Below are 12,876 nucleotides of genomic sequence, written 5' to 3'. Positions count from 1 at the left end.
CGGCTACCGCCGGCGCCACAGTGGGTGCGTCAGGTCCAGGTCGCCGCATCCGGGTCGATGCCTCGATCGCGGGCGTTGGAGTCGATGATGTCACGGAGCCAGATGGTCAGGCCTGGCTCGATTGCGTCGTAGTAGGCCGTGAAGCCAGGATCGGCGGCGTACTTCCTTCCCAGGCAGACCTGCATCGAAAGGGTGCAGTCGAAGTACGCGTCCATGGAGGCCCTGTGTCGTTCCGCCAGAGCGTTGGCTTCGGCGCTGCCTGGACTGACGCCGGCGCGCTTGGCTGCTGCCAGGTCGTGCTCGAGCGTTGCGATGTTGTCGGCGATCTGCTGCCAGTCCTCGGGGGCCATGCCCGCGGCGCGCTCGGCGTACTGTGCCCATTGAGCTGTGTCGCCCCACCGGTCACGTGCGCCCGCGGCCAGTGACGGCTTCCAGCGCTGCCCGAAGATCGCGACTTGTTCCTCCGCGGAGAGCAGGATGCCGGTGCATGCTGCTTCGATCATGCGATCGACCGCGTCGACCATTGCCTGCAAGCGGGAGATGCGATCGAGGAGCTGGGCGCGCTGTTGGCTCAGCGGCACGGTCATGTCGACCGTCGGAGCATCGAGAAGTTCACCGATGTCGTCGAGCGACAGACCGAGCTCGCGGTAGATGAGCACCCGGTGGATGCGTGCGATGTCGGCCGCGGAGTAGAGCCGGTAACCGCCGGTGGTTCGCCCGGACGGGCGGACGAGCCCGATCGCGTCCCAATGATGGAGGGTGCGGACGGTGACTTCCACGTGCGATGCCGCGGCCCCGATGGTCAGCCCGCCGGGTCCCGCGGCATCGTCCATCGCGGTGTCGGTCACGCTGCCGAGTCTGACATGCGCGTCTGACTTGCGCGGTTTCACCCCTTGGGGAGCGTGAAGCCGTTTGCTTCGAGGTAGCGTGCCTCGGCGCTGTCGAGGTCGAGGGGACGGGCCGCAGTCATGATCACGCGAGCGTTCTCCGGCGTGATGACCTCCAGTTCCACGGTGTTCCACGGTGTCTGTCGCGGTCCTGTCGTGCATCCGGGCACCAGTGCGGTGCACGCCTGCGCGATCTCGTCGACCTGGCTCAGCACGCAACTGAAGCCGATGCCCACCGTCGAAGGGGCCGGCAGGGCGCCGGTCGGGACGAGCAGGGCGTCTTGGAACGCCCACCGTCGAAGGTGCGTGACCTGGCCCGGGACCGTGAACAGGTCGATGAAACCGAGTCCGCGGGTCCAGAAATCCACGGACGCGGCCAGGTCCGGCGTCGGCACGGTGACGAACATCGGCATGCCGTAGATGCCCCGGTAAATCTCAGGTGGCGTCGCGTCGGGCCCGGGCGGGGGGACAGGGCTGATATCGAATGCCTCGTAGTAGTCGGTCATGCGTTCATCGTGGTGCCTGACGCAACGTCAGGGTCAAATCCGGATCAGCACGTGCGTCAAGTCGCACGAGTCTCGATCTGCGGGGCAGGAGTGCTCAGGCGGCTCGGGTCTGACCCGCTTGGTGCTGTCGCTGGAGCGTGGCTGGGTGACCGCCATCCCACGGGGGGATGGCGGTCCATACCATTCCAGGTGTTAGAGCCGGAGCGGGCTGTCGTCGTCCCGACATGCGGCGTCAGCGCCATGCGACCTGCCTCAAGGCCCGTGAGTGCCGCGGGGGTCATTCCCACGGGACAGGCAGGTCCCATCACCGCTCGCAAACTGCCTTGGGCTTCACCGCAGCAGATGCAGACCCATCTCCGGGGTTTCGACGTCGATCCCGATCTGCGATGGGTGGATCACCTGCGCCTCGGTGGCGGAAAGCCCCGATGGGGTGCCGCGGACGATGGCCAGCATGCCCTGCCACGCGTTCTTACCCGGCGCGCTGGTGATGAGCTCAGCCTTGCCGTCGCCGGTAACGTCCAGGACCGAGACGGCCGCGCCGAAGGCGTCGCCGCGAACGGACTGCTCGCTGATCGGATCGGGCAGCGGCGTGGGAGCCGATCCGGACAGCGGCCGGACGCCGTCCTGCGTGATCACCTGCCCGGCCGCGATCGCCGGGCCGTTGCGGGACCCGGGGATCAGCACGACCGCGCCTCCTGCGGGAGCGGTGGAGCCGCCGACGTCGGGCCTGCCGAGAACGATGTCTTCGGCCCCGTCGCCGTTGACGTCCCCGGTGGTCACTCCGCGCCACAGCACGCCGCCCGCCCAGTCCACGTCCCGCGCCGTGAAGCCGGGAACGGTGCTCGGACCGGAGGACGAGCCGTAGAAGACGTGCAGGGTGCGCTTGCTGGGCGTGAGCATGATGACGTCGTCGTACTTGTCTCCGTTGACGTCGCCGGTCACGACCTGTGAGTCCGACTCCGGGCAAACACGGAGAGCGGGATACGGCGAGGCGGTGCAGGTCGCCGGAGAGCCGAGCTCGATGATCCGGACGGGGCTCTCCTCCAGGTCGTCGGCGAGCACCAGGTGGTGCTCCACCCACTGCTCACCGGTCGAGGGCTCGCGCATCGACCTGGCCTGAACGATCGCGATCTCCTTGTCATAGCCGCCGTCCACGTTGCCGGAGGCGGTGTGCGTCGGCTCATTGCGGGTGACCCGGACGTCCGTGTCGGGCAAGGGGAAGGACTTGTACTGCCCCTGGCCGTCGTACCAGCCGCTGATGCCCGTCCACGGCGGGGTGACGCCGCGGACGACGGTGTCCGCCATGACCACGTCGTTGGCGAACTGGCCGCCGAACTGGCCGACCTCCATCCTGCCGTTGTACATGACAGTGGACACGTGCCGCTCGACCGTCCCGAACCCTCCGGACTGCCAGGACATGGCCTGCGCCTCGCTCAACCCGGCGAAGTACAGGTCGGTCCTGCCGTCGCCGTTGGCGTCGGCGGCAGCCATCGTCAGCCCCCAGGACTGGCACGGGACGGTAGAGCCCCACCTGTCCACCGTGGTGCATCCGGCCGGAGGTCGGATGAGGTGGTGGCCACTGGTCCCGTTGGGTCCGCCGTAGAGCACGGCGACCCCGCCCGAGCTCCGGTACGCGAAGGTGAGGGCCACGTCGTTATAGCCGTCGCCGTTGAAGTCGGTGTTCCGCGCGGCCACGGCATGTGCGGGACCGGCGGGGAACACGAGCGCCGCGGTCAGGGCGAGCAACGTCGCCGACCGTACGATCTTTCTGACGTGCATGGCAGCAGCATCAGCACGCCGACTTGGGGATCACTTGTGCCTGACCGTAGTTCCTGGTCGGCCACCATCTGATGGTCTGGGAGAAAGCCGAGAGCGACGAGGCCCCCGGTGCCACCTGCGCCCGCGCCCCCTGAAGACTTCTGTGAGTCGGCCATCCGGCAGCCTCCGGTCTGAACAGCCACTGCGGCTGGACGGCACCGCCGCGTCCCCCCGTCGGCGCGCCTCCCACAGTGGCCCGGGATGATTCGCGAACGACCGTGTACACGAGTCGGGAAATCGATTACTTTCGCGGCAAGGAGGCTGTCATGAGAGCTGCGTTAGCGGGAGTGTTAGTCGCGGCCGGGCTGGTGGGGATCTCCTCGCCCGCCGCGGCCGCCACCTGCGACACCAAGATGATCTTCGAGGTGGGTGGCCACCTCGATCCGGACGCCAACGTCTACGACCGGACGAACGCCACCCTGCCCCCCGGCGTCGGCTTCACGAAGATCCACTATTCGGCGTCCATCGCCCCCTACCCGGGCGACCCGGTCTCGCTGGACGACTCGGTCGCCGAGGGCATCGCCACCCTCGATCGGGCGGTGCGGGCCTTCCACGCGGCCTGCCCCGGCAGCCGCATCACGATCTCGGGCTACTCCCAGGGGGCGATCGTCGCGGGGGACGTGCTCCACGCCCTGTCCGGGTCCGGCGACATCCCGCACCAACTGATCAACGGCGTCCTGTACGGCGACCCGCGCAGAATCGGCGTCAACGGCGGGCCCGGCGGCATCGAGACCAACCTGCCCACCGTGGTGCCCGGCATCACCATGAAGGGCCCGCGCGGCTTCGGCGACCTGCGGGTGAAGCAGATCTGCAACCAGAACGACGGCATCTGCCACTCCGAGAACCCGATCACCAACCTGCTGGGCTTCGCCAACGGCGTCGCCGGCTACTTCCTCGGCGACCACGCCTACGACATCGACCCCAACGCGGTGACCGGCTCCGGTGACGTCGTCATCGCGCAACCCCCGAGGGTTCCGTACGGTCCCCCGCTCCCGCTGCCGATCCCCACCCCGTACGAGCTGTTCAACGGCGATCGCCGGCGGGCCGCGGACGCCGTGGCCGGTTACCGGGCGGCGATAGGGCCCGTCCTGCCGGCGGCGGTCCGCGACCGCCTCCACGAGTTCCCCTGGTTGCCGGTCGCCTAGGAGTCGCCCATGCGTTCCGCACGTCTCGCCTTGTCGGCCGTCGTCCTGCTGCTGGCGCTGTCACCCGCCCTCCCCGCCCACGCGGCGCCGCTGTTCAAGGCGCCCTTCCCCTGCGGCCAGACCTGGACCTACAGCCACCACTCCACCGAGGTGCGCCTCGCGCTCGACTTCGTCAGGTCGGACGGCGGCGCGACGGGCGGGACCCCGGTGCTGGCCTCGGCCTCGGGCACCGCCTACCGCTACTGGGAGGCCGGGGGCGCCGGCAACTACGTGGTGATCGATCACGGCGGCGGCTGGAAGACGTACTACTTCCACCTGGCCTCCTTCTCGGTGCCGCACGGCGCCTTCGTGTCGCAGGGCCAGCAGGTCGGCGTGACGGGCACGACCGGCGGCTCCAGCGGCCCGCACATCCACTACGAGCAGCTCTACAACGGCGCCGGGCAGACGATCGTGATCAACGGCCAGTCGTTGGCGCCCTACCCCCCGTACTACAACCAGCGCTACCTCACCAGCGACAACGGGTGCTCGGGCGGTGGCCGGTCCTGGGTGGACACGTTCGCCGACGCCACCGGCTACGCGGAGCCGAACACCGCCGACGCGCAGGGCGTGCTCAAGGCGGGCACCAACTACGTGTACTGCAAGGTCTGGGGCCAGGAGATCCGCGACGGCTCGGGCAACTACAACCACTGGTGGCTGAAGACCGACCTCGACATCGTGTACGCGGGCAAGAACGGCTGGGGCGCCTACGTGTCGGCCTACTACCTCAGCCGGTGGGGCAACGACGAGGCCAGGGACAACGACGGCGCCGTCATCCCCGACTGCTGACCGTGAGGAGCCGCTCGGCCATCCGGGTCAGCGGCTCTTCCAGCGCCACCAGGCCGTCGAGGTCGGCTGCCATGAGGTGCGCGGTGACGAGCTGGGCGACGGCGGCCACCAGGGTCACGCAGGCGAACCTGTCGTCGTCGGTCCGCGCCTCGAAGATGTCGCCGATCTCGGCGGCGAAGCGCCGCTGCATCTCCATGCGCCTGGCCACCGCCTCGGGACCGGCGGCGTAGACCTCGACGAGGAAGAACCGGGCGCGGGCCGGCTCGGCGGCCAGGGCGCGCAGATACGTCCGCAGCAGCACGCGGAAGCGTTCGAGCGGCTGGAGCCGGGGATTGCGCGCGGCGTCGAGCAGCGCGGTCAGCAGGTCGATCGCCTCGTCGAGGCCCTGGACGAAACAGCCTTGTTTGGAGGCGAACTGCTGGTAGAACGTCTCCCGCGACACCCCGGCGCGGCGCACGATGTCGGTCACCGACGTGCCGGCGTAACCGCGTTCGAGCATCGACTCGCACATCGCCTTCAGCATGCGGGCGCGCTGGGAGGACACGACCTCCTCGCGGGTCAGCTGATGCCGTCCGCTGGGCAGGGGCCGCAGGTCGGTCACGAACGCTCCGGTGCGCGTCGGGCGCGCGATGCGCAGGGTCCCGATGAACGTCGCCAGCATCTCATAGTGGCCGACCCGCATCACCAGCCGTCCGGGTGACCCGGCCGGCGGGGGCGCTGGTCCACCCCGGCGATCTCGACGGTGTCGGTCAGCGGTGTGTCCACCCCTCCAGGGCACACAGCGTCACCGCGATCCCGCGCCTCATCACTCACTCAGCGGCCGGCAATCACGAACACTCCTGTACGTGAACCTTCAGGTCCCCGTGGGAGCAGGAGACCCGCACGCCGTCGTCGTCGCGGATGAGGGTCCCCCATCCCGTCGGAAGCAGCAGCGGCCACCGCCCGTGCCCACGGGGCGACACGGTGAGCCGCTGGGTGACGGCGTCGTAGGTGGCGCCGGACAGCGCGTCGAGCACCGACCAGCCGGCCATGGCGCGCACGTAGTGGTCGCCGCACTCGATCTCGTTGTACGGGTTGCGCCGCCGGCCGTCGTATCGGGCCCACACCCCGTCGAGGATCGCGCCGGCCTCCTCCTCCAGCCCCTCCCACAGGCAGTGGGCCGCGACCTGGTACTCGCTGCCGGTCCACACCTCGTCGCAGTAGCGGGTCGGCACCCGCGGCCTGCCGCCGCGCGGCCAGGTGCACATGAGCAGGCCGGTGTCGGCGCCGTCGGCGAACACCCGGTACGGGTGGTCGAAGCCGTCGAACCCGGTGCGCAGGTTGTGCCTGACGACCGCGCGCAGCGCGCTCACCACGTGCTCGCGCGGCAGCACGTGGCCGAGGCCGAGCTGGTGGGCCCACCACTGGCCGATGAGCTGGTCGGCCAGGCAGCCCTCCAGCCACTGGAACTCGGCCGAGTCGCCCTCCTCCAGCACCTGCGTGTAGTACTCCCCGTTGAACAGCGCCTCGTCGTAGCGCGTGCCGCCCTTGGTGAACAGCTCGCGCAGCTCCGCCGCCATGGCGGGCTCGCCCATCAGGATCGCCATCTCCTCGGCGGCGCGCAGCGCCGCCAGCCAGAGCGTGCCCATGAACGGGTTGAGCCCGCACAGGTCGATGTCGTGGGTGGAGGGCTGAACGCCGCGCAGCACACCGCTGCCGTCGGGGTCCCATTTTCCCCTGATATGGGCCAGCAGGCGCTTGATCCTCGGCCAGTACCGCTGCAGCCAGTCCGCGCCGTGCCGTACCTCTCTGTAGGTCTTGAGTACCGTGCCGAGCATGCCGTCGAGCGCGGGTTCGACCGGGCCGCCGATGGGCACCTCCCAGAGCTGACGCAGGTAGGTGGGTGCGATCACCCGGTGCGGGAGGTAGCCCTCCGGTGCCTGCATGACGTCGAACTCGGTGGCGCGCATGCTCCTTTCGAGCGACGGGAAGAGCCTGGCCACCGCCTGCGCGTAGTTCCACACGTGGGTGCAGTTGAGCGGGCAGGAGCCGCCGACATCGCCCGACCACATCACGGTCGAGGCTCCGAGGACTCCCTCGAAGCCGAAGAACGCGCCGTCGGCCGTGCGGAAGCAGGACGGGCTGCGCAGGATCGCCGCCTGCGCGGCCAGGTGCTCGACCGCTGCCGGAGACAGACTGCTGCCGGCCAGCGTGTCCACCCAGCTCAGCGACGTGTCACGCAGCCGCGCCCACTGTTCGCGCACGTGTCCTGCGACGTCGACGGCGTCGGCGAACCTGGTCGCGTAGGCGTTGCCCAGCCAGAACCTGGTGGGCCCCCACTGCGGGTTCGGCGGCCCGAACTGGACGAAGTCGGCGTAGCGATTGGGGAAATACCACGCCAGACAAATCCGGATATTTCGGGACTCGCCGGGCTGGAGGATCATCGGGGCGACCACGCCCCCGTTCCACGTCCGACCGGCCGGGCTGGGGCCGTACCCCTGCTGCGGCCCGCTGCCCTGGTAGTCCGCCAGCCACGGCGCGTGCCGCGCCTTCTCGGCGTCGGCGTAGACCGCGCGCCCGGCCAGGAAAGCGAGGAACTCGTCCGGATGCGTCCACTGCGGCATCGTCACGGCGTCGGCCGCGTCCACGGCCAGCACCGCCTGACCGGCGCCGGGCGCCGCCGGGTCGACCGCGGTGTTGTCCATGACCAGCGAGGTCCACCCGCGCTCGCGGCGCACCCGGTTGGTGTTGCCGCCGTAGCCGAGCGCGCGCACGCCGTCGACAGGGGTGGTGCCGTCGTGCCCGACCGGGTTCTGTACGGCCGCCGCCAGCCACACCTGCGCGGGAAGCGGCCCCGGGTTGCTGATCGTGAAGGTGAACAGCGCGGCGGGCAGCGAGCTGTCGTCCACGTCCAGCGGGATCAGCGGGTTGAACGCCTCCAGCCCGACCTCGACGGGTAACCCGTGATACTCCACGTGGGCGAAGGGGTAGAGCCCTCGGAAGGTCGTCCCAGCCACCCCCCGATGGCCGCGCAGCAGCTCGCGCTGCCACCCCGGCACGTGGTCGTCGTCGACCAGCGGCGTCGCCGGGGCGTCGGCGGCCTGCGCCTGCAGGACGAACACCTCGTTCGCGGGCGGCTCCCACGTGCTCACCCGCAGGGCGAAGAAGGTGTACGGCAGGACGCCGCGATGGTTGCCGACGTTCTGCAGCTGCCACTGCCGGAGCGCGCCGTCGGCACAGATCGCCAGATTGCCGGTGCCGATCCCGCCCAGGGGCATGGCCACGTGCCTGCCCTCGTCGTGGGGTATCGGCCGGGCGTTGCCCAGGTGGGCGTTCACTTGAGTCCCGAGAGGCGCACGCCGCGGATGATGTGCCGCTGGAAGATCAGGAACAGGATGATGACGGGCAGGGCGGCCAGCGTGGATCCGGCCATGAGCAGGCCTTGCTCGCTGGTTCTTTCGGAGCGGAAGGTGGCCAGGTACTGCTGGATCGGGAACAGCTCAGGGTCGGTGACGGTGAGCACCGGCCAGACGTAGGAGTTCCAGAACAGCAGGAACGAGGTGGCGCCGACCACCACGAACGCGCCCTTGGACAGCGGGATGAAAATGTGGCGGAAGATCCGCCACGGCCCCGCGCCGTCGAGCTGCGCCGCCTCCTCCAGCGCGGTCGGCACCGCCAGGAAGAACTGGCGCAGGAAGAAGACCTGTACGGCCGAGGCCGCGCCGGGGACCACCAGGACCGCCATGCTGTCCAGCATGCCCAGCTCGGTGACCACGATGAACGAGGTCAGCATGATCGCGATGCCGGGGATGAACATGGTGGTGATCACGATGGCCCAGATCGTCCGCTTGAACGCGAACTCCAGCCTGGCGAAGGCATAGGCGCCCAGCGCGTTGACCACCAGGCTCAGCACCGCGAACAGGGCGGCCCCGGCGAAGGTCACCCCGAGCGCGCGCACGAACGCCTCGTCGGCCAGCAGCTGGGCGTAGTTGTCCCAGCGCCACACCTCGGGGAAGAACTGGAACGGGGTGGCCGCCACCTCGGTCTTGGCCTTGAAGCCGGCCACTGCCAGCCAGGCCAGGGGGAACAGCGCGGCGACGATGATCGCCACGGCCAGGCCGTACCGGATGATCCAGCCGAGCGCGCCTCTCATGCGTCCATCGCCTTCTCTGATCTGACCAGCCGGAAGATGACCGCCGACACCGCGCCGAGCACCCCGAACAGCAGCAGCGCCGCGGCGATCGAGTAGCCGACGTACAGGTCGGTGTTGAAGTGCTGAAGGATGAACAGGTTCGGCAGGTTGGTGGAGTTCACCGGCCCGCCCTGCGTCATGAGCCACGGCAGGATGAGGAACTGCAGCGACGCCGCGAAGCCGGTGACCAGCAGGAACAGGATGACGTTCTTCATCAGCGGCAGGGTGATGCGGAACATCTTGGTCCACGGCCCCGCCCCGTCCAGCGAGGCGCACTCGTAGTACGCCTCCGGGATGTCGAGCAGGCCGGCCAGCATGATCAGGGACGCCACACCCATGCCGATCCAGATCGCGGGGATCGCCACCGCCGGCAGCGCGGTGGCGGTGTCGCCGAGCCAGGGGATCGCCTCGATGCCGAAGAAGTCGAGGAACCAGTTCAGCAGGCCGCCGCGGTGGGTGTAGATGAGCGCGAACACGATGGCGGCGATCACCTCGGAGATCACGGCGGGGACGTAGATCGTCACCTTCATGACGGCGGCCATCCGGCGGCTGACCGTCTTGACCAGGTTGGCGAAGACGAACGCGATCGTGACCTGGACGGGGACCACCATGGCGGAGAACAGCAGGCCGCGCACCACCGAGTTGACGAATTCCTCGTCGGTGACCACGTTGATGTAGTTCTCCAGCCCGACGAACACCGCCGGGTCGTAGAAGCTCCAGGTGAAGAAGCTGATGTAGACCGCGTGGATCAGCGGCCAGATCACGAAGACCGCGAGAAGGACCAGCAGCGGCGCCAGCATGGTGAACGCCGCCCTGCTCTCCCGCCTTGGGCGGGCGCGGACGCCGGCGCGGCGTTCCACGCGTGCCGCCCGCAGTGACGTGACAGCCACGGGCGCTCCTTTCTCCGCTGCCGGTCCTGTGCGGGACCGGCAGCGGGCTCACTGGTCAGGAACCCTGTCCGGCCAGGTTGTTCTTGGCGATCACGTCCTTGATCTCGGCGTCGGCCGCCTGGAGTGCCTGGTCGATGTCCTTGCCCTGCAGCGCCTTCTCGATGGCCTTGCCGAAGGCCAGGCTGATGGCCCAGTCATAGGCGGGCTCCGGCTTGGCGTACTTCACGACCTGCTCCTCGATCGTCCGGGCCCAGGGGTTCTCCGCCGCGGCCGGGTCGTCCTTGATCGCGTCGGCCACGGCCGCCCGCGGCGAGTACTTGGAGAACTTGGTGTTCTTGAAGAACTCGACCAGCAGCGTGGGGTCACCGGCCAGCAGCCAGGAGACGAAGTCGGCCGAGGCCCTGGCGTTCTTGGACTTGGCGTCGACGACCAGCGTCCAACCGCCGAGCGTGGCGGTGGGCTTGGTGGTGTCGCCGTCGAAGGAGGGCAGCGCGGCGGCGCCGATGTCGGCGACCATCTTCGGGTAGTCCTGGAGCAGCACGCTGGCCGCCCACGAACCGCAGACCATCATCGCGGTCTTGCCCTGACCCAGCGGGTTGGCGTCGGCGTAGGGCGCCAGCGGCTGCTTGGGCATGATCCCTTGCTGGTACAGCGTCTGGTAGACCTGCAGCAGTTGCCTGTACTTGGCGTCGGCCGCCTGCGGCGTGGACCAGTCGTCGCTGATCGGCAGGTGCCCGGCGGCGTTCCACTGCAGACCCCAGGTCGACCAGGCCATGTCGATCTGATTGGCGGCGGTGACGACACCCGCGACGTCCTTGGTGGTCAGCTTCTTGCCGTAGTCGATGAGCTCCTGCCAGGTGGCCGGCGGCTTGTTCGGGTCGAGCCCGGCCTTGGCGAACAGGTCCTTGCGGTAGTAGAGCACGGCCGACGGCTCGACCAGCATGGGGTAGCCGTACTTCTTGCCTTTGTGCTCCACCGAGCCGACCACCGACTCCTGCAGCCCGGCCCACTTGCCGGCCGGGATGAGCGGGTCGAGCGCCTGGATCTGACCGGTGCGGGCGAAGCCGGGCACCTTGCTGTAGTTGACGGTGTAGATGTCGGGCGCCTTGCCGGCGGCCTGGGCGGCCTTCATCTTCTGGTCCCACACGTCGGCCGGCACGATCACATGCTTGAGTACGACCTTGTCCTGCGACTTGTTGAACGCGGCGACAGCCTTCTTGTACCAGGCGTCCTCCTGGTCGGTGAACTTCTGCTGCCACAGCGTGATCTCGGCCTTGCCGCCTGCCGCGCCCTGGCCCGTGCCGCCCGACCCGCAGCCGACGGCCAGCACCGCGGTGCCGGCCACGGCCGCGATCAGCCGGATGAGTTGTGTGCGCACGTCGTCTCCTTCGGTGACGTGGGGGGTGAGCCCTGTCGATGCGCCGCGGATCGAGGTACGGCTCGCAGAGCGACAGGTTGGAGGACACCCGGCCGCCGGCGGAGAACGGCGCCGGGTGCGGGAAGCGCACGGCCCGGGTGATCACAAGATGGGCAGCCGCGCGCTGACGGGTGGGAGGTTGAACGGCCGGTGCGGGAGTTCCTGGTACCAGTAGGCGACCGAGGACAGGTCGTCCTGGCGGCGGTTGGCGTGGCCGTGCTCGATGGTGACCTTGATCGAGGTGGTGAACGGCACCGGGTCCTCGACGTGGAAGCGGTACATCGAGATCTGTCCCGACCAGTTCTCGCCGCCCGGCAGGGTGAGCCCGTGGTAGGGGGCGTGGTACGGCTGGCTGGGACACCACGCGGTGTTGAAGTAGTCCTCGGTCCCTGTGCCGTGCAGGCTCGGCGGGAACGCCTCGCCGTCGATGAAGATCATGTCGTCGCCCTCGCCGTACCAGTTCCAGTCGGAGGTGCGGCGGAGGTTGGTGACGTTCAGGACGCAGCCGACGTAGTGGCCGCGGCCCTCGGCCTCGAGGATGACGTAGTTGCCGTCGCCGTCGAGGTTGGTCCCGCCGAACAGGTACTCGGCGTTGGACATCTGCCCCTGGTCGAGACCGTCAGCGGGGCATTCGCGCCGCCACTGGGCGTGGAAGCGGCCCAGCCCCTCACCGAGCTCGTCGAACTCGTCGTAGTCGATGTAGTAGTAGAACCAGAGCACCTCCTCCTCGCACTCGCTCGTCAGCTCGAACCTGGCCCGGCTGCTGAACGGCATGTGGAACCAGCAGTTGAAGGCCTTGCCGTCCTGCGGGCTCATCTGGAGCGGTGCCGAGACGAAGTTGGCGGTGCGGGCGTGGCCCATGCCGAAGAAGTCGCCCAGCGGCACGAGCACGCTGGGGTGTTCGTTGTCGTCCCAGAAGACCCGCAGGACGAGCTTGCGCAGGAAGTCCCGGTCGTGGGTCTCGGGCGTGCCGGGGTCGCGGGGCGCCACGGTCATCCAGATGTGGTTGATCGAGCCGGCGCCGCGGATGTCGGCGAGGGTGACCGTCTCTCCCGGCGCGACCGTCACACGGTCGTCGTTGCCGCCCGAACGGTCCCAGCTCGACGCCCTCCTGCGGCGGTGCGAACGCAGGCGCGGAAGGTCGCGCAGGCTGCTGCCGTGCTGACCGTAGGTCACGGGTCCTCCTGTGAGAAGCGAGAAGATGACTGTTACGTCGA

The 12,876-nt window shown here is 69.1% G+C and carries 11 protein-coding genes; 2 read left to right on the top strand and 9 right to left on the bottom strand.

Annotated features, from left to right (window positions below; translation table 11 throughout):
• Window positions 1-29: 29 nt before the first annotated feature.
• From ABZX22_RS21845 to ABZX22_RS21835, 3 genes are all read right to left on the bottom strand, one after another.
• Entirely contained in the window at window positions 30-848 is an 819-nt protein-coding gene (locus ABZX22_RS21845) for a MerR family transcriptional regulator (protein WP_354911847.1), read from the bottom strand.
• A gap of 38 nt (window positions 849-886) precedes the next feature.
• Window positions 887-1,393, bottom strand: coding sequence for a VOC family protein (locus ABZX22_RS21840; RefSeq protein WP_354911844.1), 507 nt, complete (start codon window positions 1,391-1,393; stop codon window positions 887-889).
• A gap of 330 nt (window positions 1,394-1,723) precedes the next feature.
• Window positions 1,724-3,172, bottom strand: a complete 1,449-nt coding sequence (locus ABZX22_RS21835; RefSeq protein ID WP_354911842.1) for an FG-GAP-like repeat-containing protein — start codon at window positions 3,170-3,172, stop codon at window positions 1,724-1,726.
• Window positions 3,173-3,477: 305 nt separating this feature from the next.
• Between ABZX22_RS21835 and ABZX22_RS21830 the strand changes: the two genes are divergently transcribed.
• Together ABZX22_RS21830 and ABZX22_RS21825 are read left to right on the top strand one after the other, a co-directional pair.
• Entirely contained in the window at window positions 3,478-4,356 is an 879-nt protein-coding gene (locus ABZX22_RS21830; RefSeq protein ID WP_354911840.1) for a PE-PPE domain-containing protein, read from the top strand.
• 9 nt (window positions 4,357-4,365) lie between these two features.
• Window positions 4,366-5,181 (top strand): M23 family metallopeptidase, encoded by an 816-nt coding sequence (locus tag ABZX22_RS21825; protein WP_354911837.1) that lies wholly within the window; start codon window positions 4,366-4,368, stop codon window positions 5,179-5,181.
• On the opposite strand, the gene ABZX22_RS21820 is transcribed toward ABZX22_RS21825, so the two are convergent.
• The 6 genes from ABZX22_RS21820 to ABZX22_RS21795 form a co-directional block, all read right to left on the bottom strand.
• Window positions 5,165-5,842 (bottom strand): TetR/AcrR family transcriptional regulator, encoded by a 678-nt coding sequence (locus ABZX22_RS21820; RefSeq protein ID WP_354911835.1) that lies wholly within the window; start codon window positions 5,840-5,842, stop codon window positions 5,165-5,167. The genes ABZX22_RS21825 and ABZX22_RS21820 overlap by 17 nt on opposite strands.
• A gap of 166 nt (window positions 5,843-6,008) precedes the next feature.
• Complete coding sequence (locus ABZX22_RS21815; RefSeq protein ID WP_354911832.1) at window positions 6,009-8,498, bottom strand: GH116 family glycosyl-hydrolase; 2,490 nt, start codon at window positions 8,496-8,498, stop codon at window positions 6,009-6,011.
• On the bottom strand, window positions 8,495-9,313 hold the full coding sequence (locus ABZX22_RS21810; RefSeq protein ID WP_354911829.1) for a carbohydrate ABC transporter permease: 819 nt from the start codon (window positions 9,311-9,313) through the stop codon (window positions 8,495-8,497). The genes ABZX22_RS21815 and ABZX22_RS21810 overlap by 4 nt, the downstream gene beginning before the upstream one ends.
• Complete coding sequence (locus ABZX22_RS21805) at window positions 9,310-10,242, bottom strand: sugar ABC transporter permease (RefSeq protein WP_354911827.1); 933 nt, start codon at window positions 10,240-10,242, stop codon at window positions 9,310-9,312. The genes ABZX22_RS21810 and ABZX22_RS21805 overlap by 4 nt, the downstream gene beginning before the upstream one ends.
• Window positions 10,243-10,297: 55 nt before the next feature.
• Window positions 10,298-11,620: an extracellular solute-binding protein gene (locus tag ABZX22_RS21800; protein ID WP_354911824.1), complete on the bottom strand. Its 1,323-nt coding sequence runs from the start codon at window positions 11,618-11,620 to the stop codon at window positions 10,298-10,300.
• A 141-nt stretch (window positions 11,621-11,761) separates the two neighbouring features.
• A complete protein-coding gene (locus ABZX22_RS21795; protein WP_354911821.1) occupies window positions 11,762-12,835 on the bottom strand; it encodes a glycoside hydrolase family 172 protein in 1,074 nt (357 codons plus the stop codon).
• Between the last annotated feature and the right edge of the window lie 41 nt (window positions 12,836-12,876).

Origin of the sequence: Nonomuraea sp. NPDC003804, from assembly GCF_040610675.1 — a bacterium.
Lineage (GTDB): Bacteria > Actinomycetota > Actinomycetes > Streptosporangiales > Streptosporangiaceae > Nonomuraea.
The sequence above is the reverse complement of the archived record's forward strand: the minus strand, read 5'-3'. Positions and strand labels throughout refer to the sequence as shown.